This window comes from Psychrobacter proteolyticus (assembly GCF_038155145.1).
Taxonomy (GTDB): Bacteria; Pseudomonadota; Gammaproteobacteria; order Pseudomonadales; family Moraxellaceae; genus Psychrobacter; species Psychrobacter proteolyticus_B.
The window spans coordinates 31,870-53,962 of sequence record NZ_JBAKAY010000002.1 but is presented as its reverse complement, the minus strand read 5'-3'; the positions used below and the strand labels follow the sequence as shown (position 1 = coordinate 53,962).

The following is a 22,093-nucleotide window of genomic DNA, read 5'->3' as shown; positions in this document are numbered from 1 at the left end:
GCGGTTAGTACTATGCTTGATATTCAGTGTGCTTTATTGCCTTCTCTTATCTAAACGAATTTCTTAAAGACATCTGCATATGACTTAAACAGTTATACGAGAGTTTTGTAAATATCACTAGACGACTGGTCTAATTGGTGTACAATGCGCACAAATATTAAGAATGAATGTCTATACGAGCATTGCTTATCATTCATTGATTGATATCAGACAATATCTCATGTCAAAACAATTTAATTGAACCGTTTTTATTAAACACTTTTTATTATTAATTAGGAATCTTATGAATAACTTCCAATACTACAACCCAGTCCGTATCGTTTTTGGTGAAGGTCAAATCGAGCAATTATCAGATCTAGTCCCTACTGATGCACGTGTTCTTATCACTTATGGTGGTGGTTCAGCACAGCGTACTGGTACTTTAGATGAAGTAAAAACTGCATTAGCGGCAAGCGGTAACCGTACTGTATTTGAATTTGGTGGCATTGAAGCTAACCCAGAATTCACCACATTACTTAAAGCCGCTGATATGGTTAATGAGCACAACATCGACTTCTTATTAGCAGTTGGCGGTGGTTCTGTGATTGACGGCAGCAAATTTGTCGCACTCGTTTCTTCATTGACTGAAGAGGACGGCACTGTCTCACGTGACCAAGCTTGGGATGCCTTAACTGGTTATTGCAAAAACATCGATTCTGCTGTCGACTTGGGTGCTGTATTGACTATCCCAGCCACAGGTTCTGAGATGAACTCAGGCGGCGTGATCAACTATAGCGAACGTCAAGCAAAACTACCGTTTGGTAACCCACTTGCCTTCCCTAAATTCTCAATTCTAGATCCAATCAAAACACTTACCCTGCCTGAACGTCAGGTTATGAATGGTGTGGCTGATGCATTTGTTCATGTAATGGAACAATATCTGACTTACCCAGTAAACGCTAAAGTACAAGATGCCTTTGCTGAAAGCTTGCTTAAAATCCTTATCGATGAAGGTCTAGTTGTTAAGCAAGATCTAGAAAACCTAGAAACACGTAAAAACATTATGTGGACAGCAACCATGGCATTGAACGGTCTGATCGGTACTGGTGTACCACAAGACTGGACAACTCACATGGTTGGTCATGAGCTGACATCATTACACGCTATCGATCATGCACGTACGCTAACCATCGTATTACCATCAGTTATGCGTGAACTAAAAGAAAGCAAAAAAGAAAAACTGCTTCAGTATGCACGTAACGTATGGAACATTACCGATACTGACCTAGATGACGATGCTATCATCGAAACGGCCATTGTTTACACTGAAAACTTCTTCCGCGAGCTTGGCTTGCCAGTTAGCCTAGAAGACGTTGACTTGACTGAATCAGCGATTGATCCAATTATCAAGCAACTTGAAGTGCATAACATGGTCAAGCTTGGTGAACATGGTACCAACGACTTAGAAGTATCACGTCGTATCTTGCAGCGCGCTGTAACTAGCAAAGCGTCTTAATAAGCGCTTTAGCAAGAACTGTCAGAAGAATTATAAGAAAAATCTCGGCAGTAACAATAAGTACATATCGTTATGCTATTTATAGTAGTAGCTATTCCATGCTGAGTAGCTACTACATTTAACACCACTATAATAATGACAATTAATAAATATAAAGGAGTCCTACAATGAGGTTCGACAAACAACAGAATCAACAAACAAACCGTCAAATCAAATTGGCGAGCCGTCCTAATGGCGTACCTACTGCTGACAATTTTGACATGGCGACTAGCGACATTCCTACGCCAAAAGATAACGAGATGCTACTACGCACGGTATATCTATCACTAGATCCATATATGCGTGGACGTATGAGTGATGCAAAAAGCTATGCAGACCCGTTAGAAGTCGGTGACGTCATCATGGGTGGTACCGTAGCGCAAGTGGTCGAGTCGAATATCGATAATTTCGCGGTGGGCGACTTAGTCGTATCAAACTCAGGCTGGCAGGACTACAGTGTCAGTGATGGCGAAGGCGTCCTCAAACTGGACAAAAACATGTCAAACCCTTCTTATGGTTTAGGCGTGTTAGGTATGCCAGGGTTTACCGGTTACATGGGGCTGACTGATATCGGTAAACCACAAAAAGGTGAAACCTTAGTTGTGGCAGCAGCCACTGGACCTGTCGGTGCAACTGTCGGTCAAGTGGGTAATCAATATGGTCTGCGCACTGTCGGTGTGGCAGGCGGCAAAGAGAAATGCGACTTTGCGGTCAATGAGCTTGGCTTTGATATCTGTATCGATCACAAAGCTGACGACTTCGCTGAGCAATTAAAAGCAGCATGTCCAGATGGTATCGACATCTACTATGAAAACGTTGGCGGTAAAGTGTTCGATGCCGTATTACCACTATTGAACGCGCATGCCCGTATCCCAGTATGTGGTCTAGTATCACAATATAACGCCACTGACTTACCTGACGGCAAAGACCGCTTGGGTATGCTAATGGGTCAAATATTGGCCAACCGTTTAACCGTCAAAGGTTTCATTATCTTTGAAGAGTACGGCGACCACTTCCCAGAGTTCTTAGAAACTATGAGCAAATGGGTAGAGTCAGGCGAAGTAAAAACCAAAGAGCACATTACTGACGGTCTAGATAATGCCCCAGATGCATTTGTCAGTATGTTAAACGGTGATAACTTTGGTAAGACTGTAATCAAAGTATCTGACGTTAAATAGTTACTGGTTAAACATTGAGTAGTTAAGCAGCTACTGACAGTTAGCAATCGTTGTGAATAACTACTTAACAACATAAATTGCTAATATCACTACTGAAAGTTGCTCACAAAGCAGGAATAATGCTAACAGTCATTATTTGCATTTAGGCTAATTAAGTAAAAACGGCTAATGATGTAACGGAAAACTTATGACTGTTGGCTATATAGTTACTAACACATAAATAATAAACAAGGATAATTATGAACATTTTAATGGTACTAACTTCTCATGACCGTTTAGGCGATACTGGTAAGAAAACTGGCTTTTGGCTAGAAGAATTTGCTGCACCTTACTACGCATTTCTTGACGCCGGTGTAAATGTAACCCTAGCCTCTCCAGCTGGCGGCCAGCCACCACTAGATCCTAGTAGTGACACAGAAGACACGCAAACCAAAGATACCACTCGTTTTAAAGACGATAAAGACGCGCAAGAACATTTGGCTAATACCAAAAAACTTGCTGATATGAACGCTGAAGATTTCGATTCAGTATTCTACCCTGGTGGTCATGGCCCATTGTGGGATTTGGCAGTAGATAAAAACTCTATCAATCTGATCGAGACTTTTGTTAAGCAAGACAAGCCTGTTGCTTTTGTTTGTCATTCTCCTGCAGCGCTTAAAAACGTTAAAGTCGATGGCGAGTACTTAGTAAAAGGCAAAACAGTGACTGGTTTTACTAACTCTGAAGAAGACGCAGTTGGCCTAACAGACGTAGTACCCTTCCTAGTAGAAGACGCACTGAAAGCCAATGGTGGCAACTACGAAAAAGCGGCTGATTGGGAATCATTTGTTGTTGAAGATGGTTTACTAATCACAGGTCAAAACCCTGCATCATCAGAAGAAGCTGCTAAGCGTCTAATGGCGAAGCTGAAAGGTTAGTCAAATCCACTACGCAATAAGGTCGATACCATGATTCGCTTACATCATCTCAATCAATCACGTTCATTACGGACGCTATGGCTTTTAGAAGAGCTAGGCGTACCTTATGAAGTCGTCAGCCATCAGCGCGATGCCAAAACTCATTTAGCACCAGACTCTCTAAAGGCTGTACATCCACTCGGTAAGTCTCCGGTTATCGAAATGGATGGACAGATTTATGCTGAGTCAGGTGCCATCACTGAGCTGTTGATTGAACGGTTTGCGCCCGAGCGTCTGCGCCCTGCTACAGGAAGCTCAGACTATGGCTACTATCTACAGTGGATTGATTTTGCAGAAAGCTCGCTCATGTTGCCATTAATGCTTGAATTATTTACTAACAAAGCAGGCATCAATGACAATGAGTTTTTAAACGGCTATATCGAGACAGAAAAAACCAGATTGTTTAAGTATCTGGATACCTCAGTTGAAGGTAAGTCGTTTATTGTAGGTGATAAGCTAAGCGGTGCCGACTTTATGCTGTCATTTGATTTGATTATTCTTGCTAAGCGTCAGAAACTTGATGCCTATCCGCATATCAAACAGTATGCTGAAAAGCTGGCCGGTCTTGATAGCTATCAGCGTGCGATGCAGCTAGAAGCGAAATACGATGAATCAATTTAGTATTTGATATTCATTGATACCTTGGTATTAGCCAAAATATTATGTATTAACTGACCAATTTTTCGATACACAAAGACAGCTCTGTATAGAGCTGTTTTTTATGCGTATAGTATTTTTTGCTTGTTGCATCGTTTGTTTTAATGTTCGTTAAATTGCATGAGACACTGCTATATCTTTATTCAGCAGCGCCGATGAGTTACGCGGTGATGACAAAAGCACTGTAAAAGTTATGATAAAATATGCCCTGCATTTCTTAGGTTATCTTTCCAGTTTGACCAGCATTTATATCAGCTACCCCGCTGTTTTTTAAGCTATGAACATTCATCGTACTGACCTGATTTTGCGTCTAGAATCTGTTCTATGCCATTCTATTTCCTTATACAGATGATGGTACGTCCATGAGTAACGAATATCAGTTTAAGCCCCACGAACAACCGATAATGGTGGGCTCTCCTGCCAATCCTGATCATCCTGCACGTCGCAAATTATTTTACTTACTGATCGGAATTTTCGTTGGTCTCACTGCTAGCTTCCAAAACGGTCTACTCGTCGCAAACCTTACTCAAATTCAGGGTCAACTGGGCTTAACGCCAGCTGAAGGTGGCTGGATATCTGTTAGCTATAATATGACCAATGCCTGTATCACCGTTCTGCTGTACAAAATTCGCCAACAATTTGGTATGTCACTTTTTAGCAAAATCACTCTGTTCTTTTTGTTGGCCGCCACGAGTTTACAGTGGCTAATCAGTAGTCACTTATTAGATACGCCTAATATAGGAATTGAGCCTTATTACCTAGAGATTGTCGCAAGGGGACTTAGCGGTATGGTCGCAAGTGGCATGACCATTTTAGGTCTATTCTATTGTTTGCAAGGTATGCCAACCGTCAAGCGTACTAGTGGCTTAATATTGGGTTTTGGCTTGGTTCAGTTTGGTATTCCATTATCACGAATCATCTCGCCCTATCTCGCCATCGACGGTCAGCTTGAAAATTTATTTTTATTTCAATTTGGTTTGGCACTGATTTGTTTTGGGCTGATTAATATATTGGAGCTACCACCAGGCAATACCGAAAAAGTATTTGAGAAACTCGATTTTTTAAGCTTTGCTTTTTTTGCGAGCGGTTTGGCGGCACTGGCTGTAATTTTGGTACAAGGTAGGATTTTATGGTGGACGACGCCTTGGCTCGTCTATCCACTGATGATTGCTATTGTTGGGATTGGCATCGCTCTATGGATTGAAACACATCGCAAAAACCCAATGTTACAAGTCCGCTGGATGCGTAGCCGCAATATTATTGCCTTTATGATTACCGGCGCTGTCATGCGAATTTTGCTATCTGAGCAAAATGTCGGTGCTGCAGGCCTACTTGCTAATTTGGGTTATGGTAACGATCAGCTGGTTACTTTTTATGCTGTCATAATGGCTGCCAGTGTGCTGGCTTTGGTGATTAGTATTTTTAGTACCAATCCAATGGACTTGCGCCGTCCTGTTATTTTTGCAGTGGCATTGATTGCCTTGGGCTCTTGGATGGACGTTGGGGTCTCTATCAACTCCGCACCTTATATGTTTTATATTAGCCAGTTTTTAATTGCATTTGCCGCGGTATATTTTATGGGACCTTTGGTTTTCGAAGGATTCTTGCGAGCTATTGCTAGTGGCCCTGCTTATATCATTAGTTTTTCGGTTATCTTTGGTATTTCCCAAACGGTTGGCGGATTGGCAGGTGCAGCGGCTATTCAGGCATTTACGACCATTCGTACACAGGTCCATTATGCAGATATGGTCAGCTCACTGAATTTGGGTGATCCTACGTTTAGCGCTCAAATTGCTGGTACTCGTAGTATATTGTCAAACCAAACCACGGACGCAGCGCAAGCGAATGTGGCTGCAATGAGTCAAGTGTTGCAAGGGATTCAGCGCCAAGCAACTGTCTCCGCTTATAGCGATCTGTTCTTTTTGATGGCCAGTTTTGCTACTTTCGTTACAGCCATTTTATTGATTAACTATTTTTATAATCGTTACCACAAGCGCAATCCACTTGCTAAAGAGCTTGCCGTTATTGCAAAAATGCGTGAGTCAAAATAACTCAGCTTATTATATTAATCATGTTTCACCTCATTCATTTATAGCCAGTCTATTTTAATATTTATTAAAAATTTAGGAGCACGTCATGAGCCAAGAAAAACCAAATGAGCTTAGTCAAACACCTCAGACGTCCACTGGTGCTCCAGCAACAGACACACCTATAGCGTCCGATATAAGTAAAGAAGAGTCTTCTGTAACTTCTTCGCCATCAGCAACTAAGACAGCAGAAGGTGATGTAGAAAACAGTTTAGACAGCAATGAACCACCGATGCCACCAAAAGAGCCAATACCCGATACTACTGGTTGGTCGCCTAAGAAAAAATCCTATCTAAACTTAGGCTTATTAATTTTATTGATTGTCATTGGCGTGGCATTGATTTTGTATGCATGGAAGCTCCCACCGTTCACCCCAACGGTACAGCAAACCAATAATGCTTTTGTCAAAGGTCAAACGACTATTATTAGTCCGCAAGTTTCTGGCTATGTAACTAAGGTAGCAGTGCAAGACTTCGCCAACGTAAAAGCGGGCGACTTACTCATAAAGATTGACGATCGAACCTTTCAGCAGCAGCTCGAACAAGCACAGGCAAATACAGAGGTGGCCCTTACTAACCGCTCTACCAATGACCAGGATACGCAAACCAGCCAAGCACAAATCGAAGCACGTAGAGCTGATTTGTATAGTGCCAAAATCAATGTAGAAAGCGCGCGTGAAGATGTAAACCGTTATCAAGGTTTAGATGCTATTGGTGCAGTATCGAAAGCAGAAGTTGCTCATATCAAGGCGCAGTTGGCTCAAGCACAAGCAGGTGTACAGCAAGCAGAAGCCAATTTACAAGCCGCTCAAGAAAACCGTGAAAAGACTAGCGGCAGTCGCTCATCGCTGGACGCAAATATCAAAAATGCTGAAGCAGGCGTCAAGCAAGCGCAAATCAATCTAGATAATACTATCATCACTGCGCCTGAATCTGGCCAGCTAAGCCAAGTCAGTGTCAAAGAAGGTCAATACGTCAGCGCTGGTACGCAGCTTATGTATATCGTGCCAAAAGGCATTTGGATCATTGCAAACTTTAAGGAAACTCAAATAGCCAATATGGCAATCGGTGAGCCTGCGACCATTCATGTCGATGCACTTGGCGGCGCCAAATTTACGGGTCACGTGAGTAATATCTCGCCAGCGACTGGTAGCGAGTTTAGTGCTGCTGCAGCCAACCCTGCAACAGGTAACTACATAAAAATTGCTCAACGTATTCCTGTACGCATCGACCTAGACCAAAACCAGCCTGAGCTGGCACGCTTACGCCCTGGCATGTCAGTCTCAGTAGATGTCGATACCAATATTAAATGAAAGGTTGAATAAAAAGTTAAATAAAAATAATGCCAGATAAGGTAAATAGCTAACGTAAAAAAGCCACTCTAGACACCAAAGAAACTGGATTTAGAGTGGCTTTTTTAGTTTTGTATAATCTATAGCTTCAAACTACAGCTATTATGGTAATAAACGTTTGGTCGTCCAGCTTGTATTGCCTTCACTGTTGTCGCCGCCACTCTGCGTATACACAATTCGATCATGCATCCGATTGGCTCGACCTTGCCAAAACTCAATACTTTCAACCGTAATTTCATAACCACCCCAAAACTCTGGCGTTGGTACGGTAGTATTGTCAGGGTGCTCTACTTGAAGCTGTTCAAACGTTTGCTCCATGACTTCACGATTGGCCACTTCACCACTTTGCGGTTGACTGACCCAAGCGCCTACTTGACTATCATGGGGACGCTTTTGGAAGTAAGCAGCCGATTTATCAGCATCAATTTTAGCGATACTACCGCTGATACGGACTTGACGCTCCAGCTCATGCCAAAAGAATAACGCTTCGGCATTAGGGTTTTCTGCTATATCCTGCCCTTTCGCGCTTTCATAATTGGTATAGAAAACAATACCTGTCTCAGTAATTTCGCGTAGTAACACAATACGGACACTAGGCTTATTGTCTGCGCCACATGTTGCCAAACTCATTGCATAAGGCTCTTGCACCTGTTGCGCTGACGCTTCACTCATCCAAGCTTTAAAAAGCTCGAATGGTGACGTTGGTACTGACTGTTGGTCAAGCTCACCTTTCTCATATGAGAGGCGTTGGTCGGTAAAGTCCATGCTCATAGCAGTTCCTTATTTGAAAACTATAATATTGTTGTCTCGAATACCAGTCATTATCTTAAATACCAGTTGCTATTTTGAATACCAATTATTGCCTTAAATAGTATTAGCCTAGTACTGATTTTATAAGATCAGCTAAGTCATTAGCCATTACATCGCATTCAATTTCATCATCTGACTCTACCATCACGCGAATCATAGGCTCTGTACCTGACTGACGTATCAGAAGACGACCACGACCCTCTAGCGTTGCCTGTGCTTTATCAAAAGCAGCAACCAACTCTTCATGTTTGAATGGATCTTGCATTTGAGATAGGCGTACATTGACTAGCTTTTGCGGTAACACTTCAAAACCTTCAACAAGTTCACTTAACGCACGCTCTCTGGCTTGCATTACTGCTAGTACTTGCAAGCCAGCAATGATAGCGTCCCCTGTACGACTTTTGTCTAAGCAAAGAATATGGCCAGATGGCTCACCGCCCAATATCCAGCCATTAGCTTCTAAATCCTGCATCACATAGCGATCACCCACTTTTGCACGGGTAAACTGAATATTTGCATCTTTTAGCGCCAACTCTAACCCCATGTTACTCATGAGTGTGCCGACAACACCTTCAGCTTTGGTTTTACCTTGAGTAGCAAGCACATATAAGATACCGTCGCCGTCGACTAGCTTACCCGTCTCATCAACCATTACGATACGGTCGCCATCACCATCTAGTGCAATACCGACATCTGCGTCATGCTCAAGCACAGCCTTTTGTAAGCTTTCAGGATGGGTAGAACCACATTCAGCATTGATATTGATGCCATCTGGCGTATTATTGATGGCAATCACGTTTGCCCCCAACTCGCGCATTACTCTAGGTGCTACGCTATAGCCTGCACCATTGGCACAATCCACTACTACCGTCAGATGACTGAGGTCATATTGATAAGGGAAGCTACCTTTGCAAAACTCAATATAGCGACCTTTTGCATCGTTAATACGATTGTTCTTACCTAAATTTGCAGGATCAAGAATAGGCATCATAGCAACGTCATTACCAACGTCGTTCATAATTGCCGTCAATTTATCATTGATTGCAGTTTGCATCTCATCAGTAAGTTTTTTGCCGTCACCTGAGAAAAACTTGATACCATTATCATAATAAGGATTGTGCGAGGCTGAGATAACCACGCCAGCATCTGCATTAAAGCTACGGGTCAGATGCGCAATCGCTGGAGTTGGCAGTGGTCCAAGCATATAAACATCAACACCAGCCGCATTAAAACCTGCTTGTAATGCTCCCTCTATCACATAGCCTGACAGACGTGTATCTTTACCAATCACCACACTTGGCTTACGCGTAGGATTTTCATTTTTTTCTATGAGAACAAGCCCAGTGACGTAGCCTAGTTTTAAAATAAAGTCTGGTGTAATTGGTAATTCACCAAATTTTCCGCGAATTCCATCAGTGCCAAAATAGCTCATTGTGTGTTCCTCAAGTCAAAAAAATAAAAGGCCAAACGTATACGCAGGCAATGCTATTGTTGTAATAATCTGTTTCTGTATTTTACAAAAAAAACAGCCAACAATAACAGAGCATTGTTGGCTGTTTGTATCTTAAGCTCGCTGCAGCCTTACGTCTCAGCTAACATCAATACGTTTTAAATCTACAAAAGAGAAGTATTTCACGGAACGATCTAGTTTACTCGATAGTTCGGTGCTTCTTTAGTGATTTGCACATCATGCACATGCGACTCTTTCATACCCGCTGAGGTTACTTTGATAAACTGCGGATTGGTACGCATATCTTCAATCGTGGCAGAACCCGTATAACCCATTGATGAACGTAAGCCACCAACCAACTGATTAACGATACCCGCAACTGGTCCTTTATAAGGAACACGGCCTTCGATACCTTCTGGTACTAGCTTCTCTACGCCGTCTTTTGCATCTTGGAAATAGCGATCTGAAGAACCGTTCGATCCTGACATCGCACCCAAACTACCCATACCGCGATAAGCTTTATAGTAGCGACCTTGGAACAGCTCAACTTCACCTGGTGCTTCTTCGGTACCAGCCATGAGCGAACCAACCATGATGCATGATGCACCAGCAGCGATTGCTTTTGCCATATCACCTGAGTAGCGGATACCACCGTCAGCAATCAATGGAATGCTGTCTTTTAAAGCACTAGCAACATTATCAATCGCTGAGATTTGTGGGACACCGATACCTGCAATAATACGCGTGGTACAGATAGAACCAGGGCCGATACCTACTTTTACTGCATCAGCACCTGCGTCACGTAAAGCGATTGCAGCTTCACCTGTTGCGATGTTGCCACCGATTACTTGTACATGCGGGTAGTTTTTCTTGATCCAAGATACTTTATCGATCACGCCTTTTGAGTGACCGTGCGCAGTATCAACGACGATAACGTCAACGTCAGCGGCGATTAATGCTTCAACGCGTGCTTGCGTGTCTGCACCTGTACCAACAGCTGCACCAACACGTAAGCGACCTTGCTCGTCTTTACACGCATTTGGATTGTTTTCAGCTTTGGCAAAATCATTAACAGTAATCAAACCACGCAGACGGAAGTTATCGTCAATAACGATGACTTTTTCGATGCGGTGCTCATGCAACAATCTTTTGATATTCTCGTTGCTTTCACCTTCATGTACAGTTACTAGCTGCTCTTTAGGCGTCATGATCTGGCTAACTGGCAACGATAAATTAGTCTCAAAACGCCAGTCTCTATGGGTAACAATACCCACAACATTATCTGTGCCTTTTTCGACCACAGGCACACCTGAGATATTGTTATCTTGCGTCAAACGCAGCAACTCACCAATCGTCATCTCTGGATGTACAGTGATAGGATCAACCACGGTACCCGCTTCAAATTTTTTGACACGGCGTACTTGTGTAGCCTGCTTTTCGATGTCCATGCTCTTATGTAAAATACCCATGCCACCAAGCTGTGCCATAGTGATAGCCATTTCAGACTCAGTCACAGTATCCATCGCCGCAGAGATTAGCGGAAGATTAAGTGTGATGTTTTTGGTCAAACGAGTAGACAGATCAGCAGTTTTTGGCAGAACTTCAGAATAGGCTGGTAATAATAAAACATCATCAAAGGTTAAGGCTTCATCGACAATTCGCAACATACAGACCCCTAGTGGTGGTTATTTTGATGGGTAGGAGCTCAGGGTTAAGCGTATCAATCATTGCAGCTGCAAGCACAGTGCCGACTCATCGCCAACCACTCAGTTATCCTATAAAAATAACGCCACATTATAACAAATAAGCGCCTCCCTGACACACTATATTTGTCAGATTATTTTACACAAGTGCGTCTTTATCGATGGTAATTGTGCTTCAAACCATTAATAGTTCGCTTTTGAAGCTAATCAAGCTCGCAAAGCTCATAGCTATTCCCAATCTCTAGTCGCTTTTTGTTAACGTAAAGCGCTCTGTAGGTAGATACTTGTTCTGCTGTGCATGCAAATAACCAAGCATTTGCTCCCGTATCTCACAGGCCAATGTCCATGCCTCTATAGGCCCTACTGATGAAACAGCGCCGCGCAATTGAATAGTATTTTCTGTTACATCTACTACATACATTTCAGGTTCCGTTTTATTATCCCAAAGTTTATTGTCCTTGACCATCGATATAAACGCTTCTCGAATAGCGTCGATATCTGCGCCATAATCAATATACAAAAACACAGGACAGGTCTGATGAACTTCTGTATGCGACCAGTTTTCCACTCGTTCAGTGATTAGCTCACGCATCGGCACGATCAAGCGACGCTCATCCCATGTTTTTAGCACGGCATACGTGTAACGCAGGTCTTCAACCGTACTAAAATTACCATCCACTATCACACTATCGCCAATTCGCACTGGCTGCGTCACTGCTACCTGTACACCAGCGATGATATTTCCTAATATTGGCTGTGCCGCAATACCGATAACCACACCTGCAATACCCGCTGAAGTCAGTAACGTCTTGCCAAGGCCTTCCATATTGGCAAACTCACTAAGACCTATCCAGAAGCTTCCCAAAATCATCACAAAAATAAACACACGGCGAAATATCGATACATAAGTACGGCGACGACGTTCTTTATCGAAATGCTCTGCAGCTAGATTCTCAATCTGCATGTCTTGATAGCGATTGGCAAAAAAGTTAATGATACGAATACCCAACCACATAGTACTAAATACCAGTCCAATCCAAATAAGTGGACGCGTAGATGAGGCGACTGCATCTAAATAAGGAAAACCACCAGAAACTAAGGTAAAAACCAGTGAAAAACTGATGGTAAAGGTTAGTGGTACTGTTAGTTTGTTAACCAAATCAGCGACACCATTAGTGCTGCCAACGTGCATGCTGTATTTTTCATCATCGATATAATGATTGATGATTTTTCCAGTACCTTTACTCAGTAGCCAACCCATACCCATGGTTAATAAAAAGAACAATATCAGCGCTGAGAATTCCCATAGCGCAATTCCAAAAAACTTTAGCTTTAACCAAGTGGGCAAATAACGCTCGAACTCAGCTGGGTGATACTGCTCATAGAGATTATCAATATTGCCTACTGTCTGCGCCGAAAACACCCAAACAGGGGCTTCATCCCCTACTCGTACTCGCTGCAAATAAATAGGAACACGGCGCTCGCGATAATCAACATAGCCAAGCTGAATAGAGCGTCTAGCAATACCCATGACACTGCTATTATTACCAAGCGGTGGTTCAATTAAGCCATCGGGACGATCTGGCATATCGTCGAATACATAGAGCTCTTTCTCGGATAATAAGAAATCCAGTCGCTTTGTAAGATCAAGCGCACGGCTACGTTGACTTTTTTCATCAATCAAATTCATGTTTAGCGCGTAAGCGGCCAAATCATACTGCTGTTTCATTAACGCTGATTGAAAAAACTCTAAGGCTGCAAGCGGTGTTTCTAAATTAGGTGGCTCAGATAACGGCGGCAACCCAGCATTTAGTTTATCGAGTATATAGTAGCTCTCACTATATTCTCCGGTCAGTGCCGTATCACCTTGTAGCCTGCCTGCCTGCTCCACTGCGTTACGCTCAGTAGGGTCGAATATCTCTTCAGTGATACCAGAAATGCTGACACTTTCACCTTTAAGCGCATTTACTTGCTGAGCGGCATATTCAGTAAAACTATCAGGCTTACTAGGTGTTTGTTTTTCCGGCTCGCTCGTACTCTGTCCATTTTCATCATTTGCTGCATAAACAGGTGTATAGATCACACTTATAGCAACAATAAAAAAGCCCAACAATACTTGCAGCACATGACTTTTAAAACGACTTTTCTCTACCTCTACTTGATGATTATCATCTGAGCGCAAAACGGCACAATGATTGTTCATAGGATTGTCTTTAAGAGTATTCATGTTTTCAAAGCCATCAGTCTACAAAAGGAAAGTATAAAAAATATATCGCTGCTGCTTTAACCTAATTCAGTAAGCAAAAAAAAGCCAGCCTAAAGCTGACTTAATTTATTACAAGATTTGTAGCTATTTACCTTATAAGCGGCAAAAACTATTTTAAGCGCGCCGCCATGTCGTGCCAGCACGGCTGTCTTCGAGTTCAATACCCGCCTCTTTTAGTTGCTCACGTATCTCATCAGCACGAGCAAAGTTTTTGTTGGCTTTAGACTCTGCACGTTCGATGATTAAATTATCAATAACGGCATCCGTTAGACTATCTTCTGCCTGATCACCAGTCACTGCTTGCAAAAACTGCTGCACTGGCTGCTGTAAAATATTTAATACTTGCGCCAATGCTTTTAGTTGCTGGGCTAATTGCCATGCGGTATCGACGTCTTCCGCTTTAATGGCTTTATTGATATCACGAGCCAATCCAAATAAGACGCTGATAGCCGTCGAGCTATTGAAATCGTCATTCATCGCCTTGACGAAGTCTTGACCAACCGCGCTATTGTAAGCTTCAGCCACTAAATCTTCATTGATTACGATTGACTGTCCTTTTTGTTGCTCAGCCAATTTTAGTGCATTGTATAGTCTGCTTAGGCTATTATGTGCTTCATCTAAGGCGCTATCAGAGAAGTTAACTTGGCTGCGATAATGGCTCGATAATAAGAAAAAACGCACCGTTTCAGGTAAATACTTTGCCATGACATCACGAATAGTAAAAAAGTTGCCCAATGATTTAGACATCTTTTCGCCATCGACATTGATAAAACCAACATGCATCCAGTTGCGTGCATACTCACAACCAGTCGCTGCCTCAGACTGCGCGATTTCGTTCTCGTGATGCGGGAACTGTAAGTCATGACCACCGCCATGAATATCAAAGGTGCTACCTAAGCACTTAGTCGACATCGCTGAACATTCAATATGCCAGCCTGGACGCCCTTGACCCCATGGTGACGCCCACTGCGGCTCGTCAGGTTTTGCTGCTTTCCATAGTACAAAGTCAAATGGATTGCGTTTATCATTCTCAACTTCGACTCGCGAACCTGCCTGCATATCGTCCAGATTGCGCTTAGATAATTTGCCATAACCGTCAAAGCTATCAACAGCATAGTAGACGTCACCGTTGTCGCCTGCATACGCATAGTTGCCAGTGACTAGCGTCTCAATCATATCCTGCATATCATCGATATGATCAGTCGCACGTGGCTCAGCATTTGGCATCTCACAACCAAGCGCTGTCGCGTCTTCATGCATTGCCTCAATAAAGCGCTGCGTCAATGTACCAATCTCTTCACCGTTTTCAGCGGCACGAGCAATGATTTTATCATCGATATCAGTGATATTACGTACGTAGTTCACGTCATAACCCAAGCGCGCCAACCAACGAACGGCCATATCAAAACCGACCATCACTCGCGCATGACCAATATGACAATAGTCATAAACAGTCATGCCGCACACATACATACCAACCTGCCCTGCTTTGAGTGGTACAAACTGACGCTTGCTGCCAGTCAATGAATCGTAAATGGCAAGTTGGGACATCGCATCTGCAAGTGGTGTGGTCATAGTAAAAAAGCCTTGTAACATAAATAAAATAGAGAAATGTGGAATCTCAGCCGCCGTGTATGAATAAGCCATACCAACGACTGTGACTATAAATCAAGAAAATAAAAAATTCAGACCAAAAAACGTCGTGATATAAAACGTAACCCATTATCTTAGCGAAAACAGGCGTAAAATACTACAATGAGCGTGCAACTAACGCTATTCAATTATAAAAACCGTTAAGGATGTAAAGATGGGCAATCGCTTAAGCAAAATATACACACGTACTGGAGATGACGGCAGCACTGGTATGGCTGATGGCAGCCGCCTTAGTAAAGCGGACGATCTATTTAGCGTCATGGGTGACATCGACGAGCTCAACTCACATATCGGCTTGGTACGTGCGCAACTAAAGCACAATAAAGGGCAATCTATAGAAAAAGAGTTCTCTGAAGCCTTGGTCATCATTCAGCACCTGTTATTCAATATAGGCGGCGAGCTTGCTATGCCAGAGTATGAAGGAGTTAATGCCACTCATATTGAATGGTTAGAGCAGCAAATAGATATGATGAATGCCACATTGCCACCGCTAAAAGACTTTATTTTGCCGACAGGTTCTATATTGGTGAGTCAATTACACGTGGCGCGTAGTGTATGTCGCCGTGCTGAACGTCAAGCTGTGATATTGCAGCAGCAGCGTCCACAAGCGATTCGCAGTACTGCCGTCAGCTTTATCAATCGCTTATCTGATTGGTTGTTTGTTGCTGCACGCTTCTGTACAGACCCAGAAAAGGTCTCTGAGGTGTTGTGGGACAGTCAAGCATTGAAAACGTTCACTGACAGTCAATAATACAAACTAAGTATTTGACAATAAATAGCTTAAACACTAAAAACCCCGCGACATAATTATTGCGGGGTTTTTATTATTGAGCGATAGCAATTGGCTCTACTGGATATCGCTACCTCTTATTACAATGACAAATTAATAAGTCGCGCTGTTGTCTTCAATGATGACCATATCGATGGTTTCATCTTTAGGTACGGCTTTTGGTGTAGCGGGCTTGCTAGGCTCGGCAGCAGCTGCTTGGGTGTTTGCAGTCGAACTGTTCTGACTTTCAGCAGGTTTGTTGATGGTTGGCGGCGGCGTAGGTTCAGTTGGGCGAATTGGCTCAACTGGCGTTACGGTTCTTGGCTGACGGATTGGCGCTGTTTGAGTAGTAGTATCGTTGTTCTGCGTTGCACGGCGCTCAGCAGCACGTTGGGCACGTTGCTCATCCATTGCAGTTTTAAATACAGAACCTGCCATCACATCTGCAACGACAGTAATCAAAGCAGGCTGACCTGCAATACGCGTACGCACTTGACCGCCTTGAGTACCGACGATGTAAGTGAACGCGTCATCAACAAGCATATTGTTATTGATACGGATATTGTCTTGCGCTAGACGTGATTGTAAGCTTGGCTGATTATTGGCCGCTTGTACCTGACTGGCTTGATACAAGTCTTCACTGGGTAGCGTCATGCTGACACTTGCTTGGCAAGTGGTCATGCCGTTTTCATTGGCTTGTTGCAAGATGGCAGCGTTTTGGACATCAATGACAACGCCATTGGTTTTTTCGCTAACCACACCATTTGCTAAACTGATTTCAGCATCATTTGCATAGTTGGCAGCCAATGACTGTGCTTGTTGGTTGAGCGTATTTTTCAGAGCTGACTTAAGGCGATCTTGCACCATAGGATCATCACAGCTGATCGCAGGCGCAACGCTATTTTCAGCATCGACCGTCTCTTGTTCTGTTAGCTCTGCTTGCTCAGTAGTGTCTTCTTTATCTGAGCGATCACAGCCTGCAAGCGCCAAACCACATACCAATCCAATCCCAGCAACTTTATGCCACTTGCTCAAACTTATATTTGCTACGCTCATACTAACTCTACTCCCAATTTACAGGTTCGTACCGCCACTGACTGACAGTGTTCAACATTCAAATGCAACGCTAGCTGCTACAGATATGAAAACCACATCATTATACGGTGTTTAAATCAAATGGTCATTAGTGTAGCCCATGGATATACAAATAGTGCCCCTCCTTATGGAAAAAACCTGCGTTTGGTTGCAAAAACATAACAAACATTCGCAGATTTGGACTCTAAAAAGTCATATTTAAAAAAGTACGGATTGCATCACAGTTTTTGTTAGACGTCATTGATATGACGTTATATGATTGGGCATAAAAATCATCGATAATTGGTGCATATGATAAATTTTAGAGATACGTTGTTATTAGGTCATCGAGGCGCACGCGGTGAGGCATTAGAAAATACCTTTTCAGGCTTTCAATACTCTCAAAATCTTAAGTCAAAAGGCTTAGCAGGCGTAGAATTTGATATACAACTAAACGCTGATGGTCACTTAATCGTATTCCATGACGATGATTTAGAGCGTATGTGCGGTCGGCAATCACGTATTGACCAGTTAAAACTGACTGAGATTCAATGCCAACTGCAGTTTGGTCAACCCATCATGACATTGGCAAGCATAGCGCCTGCGCTTAGTGGATTTAACGTTATTGAGCTAGAAATTAAGACGCATAGCCGTACCAACTATGCAGTATTGATTGCAGCGCTTCGGCAGGCATTTATTGATACACCTCTTGCCAGCTTACCAGTTGTGTTGACGAGCTTCGATGTCGAGTTACACAACCGTTTACAACGTCACAAACTATTATCTCATATGCCTCGCGGCTTGCTTATTCGTACGCCAGAAGCGTTGGCAAGCGCGACCAATACCGCATTGCAACTCGGCTGTATGCAACTAGGCATTCATTATCCGCTTTTGACCCAAGCCGTCATCAAGCATAGTCATCGTTATGGATTACCAGTAAGTGCTTGGACGGTTAATGATATTCCCACCATTGAGCAGCTCATCAAATGGCAGACCGATGTCATCATTACGGATTTTCCAAGTCATTTGCTGTTACCTTAACCGACTTAACTGTACTTTTTTGATATTTAATCAGTTTTTCATTAAACGCATTCTTTTCTACATATCTACCCTCATTGTTACACTTCTCCTTCATGTCTGATAAGTCACTCGTATTTTTGACCAATACATTCTATAATCCATACAAGTTATTGTTATTTAGCAATATTTTTATAGTGTATAAGTGTTCACTTTACACGCTTTTTAAGGTACTATGGTGGCTTAAATTAATACCGTTAGGGATATTATATGATTGCAAAAAAAGCACTTGGCTTACCGCTTAAAGGCTTACGTTTCGCTATCAAATCTGGTGACACGCTTGTAAAAACCGCCAGCACTCAAGTAACGCGTTTTAAAATCCGTTTTGATGAGAAAAAAGCGCAAATGGCGCTTGATGAGCAGCCTGTTGCCAAACGCAATTATGCTAAAGCTTCTGAGCAAGCGGATCTTTCTGCGCAAGAGCAAAGCATTGATATGCGCGAGTTTGAATTTACCAAAGCACCGATTAACTGGATTCCGGCAACTATTTTGGTAGCAACGCCTATTGCTGCTGCTATCATTACGCCATGGTACTTGTTCACTCATCAAGTGAGCGCACCTGTTTGGGGTGTATTTGGTGCCTTTATGGTATGGACTGGTATCAGCATTACCGCAGGTTACCATCGTCTAATGGCGCATCGTGCTTACAAAGCGCATCCAATTGTCAGAAACTTTTTATTGCTTGGTTCTACCCTAGCGGTACAGGGTTCTGCGTTTGATTGGGTTTCTGGTCACCGTACTCACCATCGTCATGTAGATGATCGTTTGGATGATCCGTATTCAGCACAGCGTGGATTTTGGTTCAGTCATATTGGCTGGATGCTACGTAACTACCCTAGCGGCAAGTTCGACTACAAAAACATTCCTGATTTGACTAAAGATAGAGTCTTACAGATTCAGCATAAATACTACGGTCTATGGGTAGTTGCCATGAACGTCGGTATGGTTGCCGCTATCGGTTGGTTGCTTGGTGATGTTTGGGGTACGTTGGTTATCGCAGGCCTACTACGTTTGGTATTGACGCATCACTTTACGTTCTTTATCAACTCGTTCTGCCATATGTTTGGTACACGTCCTTATACAGATACCAACAGTGCTCGTGATAACTTCTTCTTGGCTATCTTTACGTGGGGTGAGGGTTATCATAACTATCATCACTTCTTCCAATACGACTATCGTAATGGCGTGAAATGGTGGCAATATGACCCAACCAAATGGTTAATCGCGGGTTTATCAAAACTTGGTTTGACTTCTGAGCTGCGTACCGTTGATGATACGACTATCAAGCATGCAGAAGTACAAATGCAGTTTAAAAAAGCTCAGCAGCAAATCGATACAGCAGCAGTAAGCGGCATTGATCTTCCTCATGCGATGAAGAGCTTCCAAGACCGTATTAAGTTTGAATATGATGCCTTTACGCAGACTGTTGAAGAATGGCAAGCGCTAAAAGCAAAAACTATCGAGCTTAAGAAAACAGAGTTTGCTGATCGTTTGCATGAAGTTGATGATAAGTTAAAGCATGATTATGCCAAAATTGAACAGAAAATCCTTGAGCATAATAGCAATCTAAAAACTGCTTTCCGCTCTATTGGCGCAAATGAAAAAGCGGCTTAATTAACCTCTGATTTGTTTTATAATTTTGAAGCTTCTCCATCCCCCTATCCGTCCTAGATAGGGGGATTTTTTTGCTTATAATTTATCGCTTATGTCATTTTAGCTACTTCTAATGACCTTATTATCATAACAAATGGTCAAATACCTTGGCTAAACCGTTGCGACCTCTAATCTAAAAACAATAACAATCACATTCATCACATTCATCACATTCAGTTAATTAAAGACCGAGGAATTTATTTTTTGGTCAGATATTACAAGAGACGGACAGAGTGCAACGATGCCATATAAGAGCTATGCTATAGTGACATTCTCACTTTTATATTTTAATGGAAACGGCCTGTATGCGTTATCAAAACACTTACGTCAACCTAGACACGCGCCTTTATCATGAGCAGCCACCGACGCCACTAGACAACCCTCGTGTCGGTCACTTCAACACTCAAGTTGCTCAGCAGTTAGGCTGGACAAACGACGAGGACCTGATGACTAATTGGGTTGAGATATTGGGCGGTCAATACGTACCAGCTGATTTTAAACCATTATCGATGGCCTATGCTGGTCACCAGTTTGGACAATGGGCTGGGCAATTGGGCGATGGACGCGGTTTACTCATGGCGCAGGTACTCGATAATGATGGACAGCCACAAGACTTGCATCTTAAAGGTGCTGGCTTGACACCCTATTCACGCATGGGTGATGGACGCGCAGTCTTACGTAGTACTATTCGCGAGTACCTATGCGGTCATGCATTGACCCAGCTTGGCATACCCTCGTCTAACGCTTTGGGGTTTGTGGTATCTGATACGAGAGTGCGCCGTGAGCGTATCGAAGCAGGTGCAGCGTTGATGCGTGTAGCAGACAGTCATATTCGTCTCGGTCATGTCGAATGGATTGCCAGCTTTGCCCCTGATGTACTGGGTGAGTTCACCGACTATATGATTGACACTTATTATCCAGAGTGCCTCGATAGCGAAACGCCTGTTTTAGCTTTCTTGACCGCAGTGGTCGAGCGTACGGCCCGTATGATTGCTGATTGGCAATTGATTGGCTTTGCTCATGGTGTGATGAACACAGATAACTTATCTATCACAGGCAGTACTTTGGACTTCGGGCCGTTTGGCTTTATGGAGCGCTTCAATCCTGCATGGATTAATAATCATTCTGACCATACGGGTCGTTACACTTATCAGAATCAGCCTGCTATTGGGCATTGGAATCTAAACGTTTGGCTGCCACACTTTATGCGCCTAGAAGGCGTTACTCGTGAGACGCTCGCTGAGTGTTTAGCGCCTTATGAAGCAACCTTTATGCAGCACTATCAGCAAGGTCTGTGCCGCAAGCTTGGCTTACCGCATCAAAGAGAAAGCCTCAGCTTGGCCTTTGAATGGTTGACACTATTAGAAGACAACTTGCTCGACTATACCAATAGTTTCCGCGCCCTACTCGGTTTGGTCGCACCAGCAGATCATCCTTATGAGCAAAAGCTACTGGTTACCATGACCACTGAATTAAGCAGTGATGCACAGCAGGTATGGCAAGACTGGTCCACACGTTATCTGGCACAGATCAAGCAGCTGCCACTTGAGCAGGTAGTTAACGACATGCAGACCAATAATCCTGTCTACGTCCTTCGTAATAGCATGGCGCAGCGTGCAATTACTGCCGCAGAGCAAGGTCAGTTTGAAGAAGTTGATCGAGTGTTTCGTTTATTAGCCAATCCTTACAGCGTGCAAGATATTGCTAATGATCTAGATAGCAGTGCGCCTGCGCCAGATACACCGCAGATGCCTATTAGTTGCTCATCTTAGTAGTTGCCCATTTTAGCACCTTTCAATTCTGTAATATTTTGAAACATTATGAAATTAAGGTTGATATATAACTGCATTTTTTGGCATTATCAACGAGATAAAT

At 43.0% G+C, this 22,093-nt stretch carries 16 protein-coding genes; 10 read left to right on the top strand and 6 right to left on the bottom strand.

What is annotated here, in order from left to right:
* Window positions 1–283 precede the first annotated feature (283 nt).
* The 6 genes from V6252_RS02735 to V6252_RS02710 all read left to right on the top strand — a co-directional run bounded on the left by V6252_RS02735 (window position 284) and on the right by V6252_RS02710 (window position 7,724).
* Window positions 284–1,495, top strand: coding sequence for an iron-containing alcohol dehydrogenase (locus V6252_RS02735; protein ID WP_341609185.1), 1,212 nt, complete (start codon window positions 284–286; stop codon window positions 1,493–1,495).
* 167 nt (window positions 1,496–1,662) lie between these two features.
* Window positions 1,663–2,712: an NADP-dependent oxidoreductase gene (locus tag V6252_RS02730; RefSeq protein ID WP_341609184.1), complete on the top strand. Its 1,050-nt coding sequence runs from the start codon at window positions 1,663–1,665 to the stop codon at window positions 2,710–2,712.
* Between the two features lie 239 nt (window positions 2,713–2,951).
* The gene (locus V6252_RS02725; protein ID WP_057760524.1) at window positions 2,952–3,629 is read left to right on the top strand and encodes a type 1 glutamine amidotransferase domain-containing protein; all 678 of its coding nucleotides are present in this window, start codon (window positions 2,952–2,954) and stop codon (window positions 3,627–3,629) included.
* Window positions 3,630–3,659: 30 nt separating this feature from the next.
* A complete protein-coding gene (locus tag V6252_RS02720; protein ID WP_160021176.1) occupies window positions 3,660–4,289 on the top strand; it encodes a glutathione S-transferase family protein in 630 nt (209 codons plus the stop codon).
* A 398-nt stretch (window positions 4,290–4,687) separates the two neighbouring features.
* Window positions 4,688–6,376, top strand: coding sequence for an MFS transporter (locus V6252_RS02715; RefSeq protein ID WP_341609183.1), 1,689 nt, complete (start codon window positions 4,688–4,690; stop codon window positions 6,374–6,376).
* An 85-nt stretch (window positions 6,377–6,461) separates the two neighbouring features.
* Window positions 6,462–7,724, top strand: coding sequence for an HlyD family secretion protein (locus V6252_RS02710; RefSeq protein ID WP_341609182.1), 1,263 nt, complete (start codon window positions 6,462–6,464; stop codon window positions 7,722–7,724).
* Window positions 7,725–7,865: 141 nt separating this feature from the next.
* On the opposite strand, the gene pdxH is transcribed toward V6252_RS02710, so the two are convergent.
* The 5 genes from pdxH to cysS form a co-directional block, all read right to left on the bottom strand.
* Window positions 7,866–8,528 carry a pyridoxamine 5'-phosphate oxidase gene (gene pdxH, locus V6252_RS02705; RefSeq protein WP_341609427.1) on the bottom strand — a complete coding sequence of 221 codons (663 nt, stop codon included), beginning with the start codon at window positions 8,526–8,528 and terminating at the stop codon, window positions 7,866–7,868.
* Window positions 8,529–8,637: 109 nt separating this feature from the next.
* Window positions 8,638–10,005: a phosphoglucosamine mutase gene (gene glmM / locus V6252_RS02700; RefSeq protein ID WP_341609181.1), complete on the bottom strand. Its 1,368-nt coding sequence runs from the start codon at window positions 10,003–10,005 to the stop codon at window positions 8,638–8,640.
* Between the two features lie 212 nt (window positions 10,006–10,217).
* Window positions 10,218–11,690 carry an IMP dehydrogenase gene (gene guaB / locus V6252_RS02695; protein ID WP_057760534.1) on the bottom strand — a complete coding sequence of 491 codons (1,473 nt, stop codon included), beginning with the start codon at window positions 11,688–11,690 and terminating at the stop codon, window positions 10,218–10,220.
* 277 nt (window positions 11,691–11,967) lie between these two features.
* The gene (locus tag V6252_RS02690) at window positions 11,968–13,953 is read right to left on the bottom strand and encodes a mechanosensitive ion channel family protein (RefSeq protein ID WP_341609180.1); all 1,986 of its coding nucleotides are present in this window, start codon (window positions 13,951–13,953) and stop codon (window positions 11,968–11,970) included.
* 153 nt (window positions 13,954–14,106) lie between these two features.
* Window positions 14,107–15,567, bottom strand: a complete 1,461-nt coding sequence (cysS, locus tag V6252_RS02685; protein WP_341609426.1) for a cysteine--tRNA ligase — start codon at window positions 15,565–15,567, stop codon at window positions 14,107–14,109.
* A gap of 232 nt (window positions 15,568–15,799) precedes the next feature.
* Between cysS and V6252_RS02680 the strand changes: the two genes are divergently transcribed.
* Window positions 15,800–16,396: a cob(I)yrinic acid a,c-diamide adenosyltransferase gene (locus V6252_RS02680; RefSeq protein WP_057760540.1), complete on the top strand. Its 597-nt coding sequence runs from the start codon at window positions 15,800–15,802 to the stop codon at window positions 16,394–16,396.
* Between the two features lie 132 nt (window positions 16,397–16,528).
* Here V6252_RS02680 and V6252_RS02675 read toward each other — a convergent pair whose 3' ends face one another.
* Window positions 16,529–17,470 carry a hypothetical protein gene (locus V6252_RS02675; RefSeq protein ID WP_341609179.1) on the bottom strand — a complete coding sequence of 314 codons (942 nt, stop codon included), beginning with the start codon at window positions 17,468–17,470 and terminating at the stop codon, window positions 16,529–16,531.
* Between the two features lie 330 nt (window positions 17,471–17,800).
* On the opposite strand from V6252_RS02675, the gene V6252_RS02670 reads away from it, so the two are divergent.
* The 3 genes from V6252_RS02670 to V6252_RS02660 all read left to right on the top strand — a co-directional run bounded on the left by V6252_RS02670 (window position 17,801) and on the right by V6252_RS02660 (window position 21,990).
* On the top strand, window positions 17,801–18,529 hold the full coding sequence (locus tag V6252_RS02670; RefSeq protein ID WP_341609178.1) for a glycerophosphodiester phosphodiesterase: 729 nt from the start codon (window positions 17,801–17,803) through the stop codon (window positions 18,527–18,529).
* A 471-nt stretch (window positions 18,530–19,000) separates the two neighbouring features.
* Window positions 19,001–20,179 (top strand): acyl-CoA desaturase, encoded by a 1,179-nt coding sequence (locus V6252_RS02665; protein ID WP_191115423.1) that lies wholly within the window; start codon window positions 19,001–19,003, stop codon window positions 20,177–20,179.
* A gap of 344 nt (window positions 20,180–20,523) precedes the next feature.
* A complete protein-coding gene (locus tag V6252_RS02660; protein WP_341609177.1) occupies window positions 20,524–21,990 on the top strand; it encodes a protein adenylyltransferase SelO in 1,467 nt (488 codons plus the stop codon).
* Window positions 21,991–22,093 lie beyond the last annotated feature (103 nt).

Excerpts from the sequence above, each read along its gene's own strand:
- V6252_RS02735 (WP_341609185.1), top strand. The coding sequence starts at position 284 with ATGAATAACTTCCAATACTACAACCCAGTCCGTATCGTTTTTGGTGAA.
- V6252_RS02730 (WP_341609184.1), top strand. The coding sequence starts at position 1,663 with ATGAGGTTCGACAAACAACAGAATCAACAAACAAACCGTCAAATCAAA.
- V6252_RS02725 (WP_057760524.1), top strand. The coding sequence starts at position 2,952 with ATGAACATTTTAATGGTACTAACTTCTCATGACCGTTTAGGCGATACT.
- V6252_RS02720 (WP_160021176.1), top strand. The coding sequence starts at position 3,660 with ATGATTCGCTTACATCATCTCAATCAATCACGTTCATTACGGACGCTA.
- V6252_RS02715 (WP_341609183.1), top strand. The coding sequence starts at position 4,688 with ATGAGTAACGAATATCAGTTTAAGCCCCACGAACAACCGATAATGGTG.
- V6252_RS02710 (WP_341609182.1), top strand. The coding sequence starts at position 6,462 with ATGAGCCAAGAAAAACCAAATGAGCTTAGTCAAACACCTCAGACGTCC.
- pdxH (WP_341609427.1), bottom strand. The coding sequence starts at position 8,528 with ATGGACTTTACCGACCAACGCCTCTCATATGAGAAAGGTGAGCTTGAC.
- glmM (WP_341609181.1), bottom strand. The coding sequence starts at position 10,005 with ATGAGCTATTTTGGCACTGATGGAATTCGCGGAAAATTTGGTGAATTA.
- guaB (WP_057760534.1), bottom strand. The coding sequence starts at position 11,690 with ATGTTGCGAATTGTCGATGAAGCCTTAACCTTTGATGATGTTTTATTA.
- V6252_RS02690 (WP_341609180.1), bottom strand. The coding sequence starts at position 13,953 with ATGAATACTCTTAAAGACAATCCTATGAACAATCATTGTGCCGTTTTG.
- cysS (WP_341609426.1), bottom strand. The coding sequence starts at position 15,567 with ATGACCACACCACTTGCAGATGCGATGTCCCAACTTGCCATTTACGAT.
- V6252_RS02680 (WP_057760540.1), top strand. The coding sequence starts at position 15,800 with ATGGGCAATCGCTTAAGCAAAATATACACACGTACTGGAGATGACGGC.
- V6252_RS02675 (WP_341609179.1), bottom strand. The coding sequence starts at position 17,470 with ATGAGCGTAGCAAATATAAGTTTGAGCAAGTGGCATAAAGTTGCTGGG.
- V6252_RS02670 (WP_341609178.1), top strand. The coding sequence starts at position 17,801 with ATGATAAATTTTAGAGATACGTTGTTATTAGGTCATCGAGGCGCACGC.
- V6252_RS02665 (WP_191115423.1), top strand. The coding sequence starts at position 19,001 with ATGCGCGAGTTTGAATTTACCAAAGCACCGATTAACTGGATTCCGGCA.
- V6252_RS02660 (WP_341609177.1), top strand. The coding sequence starts at position 20,524 with ATGCGTTATCAAAACACTTACGTCAACCTAGACACGCGCCTTTATCAT.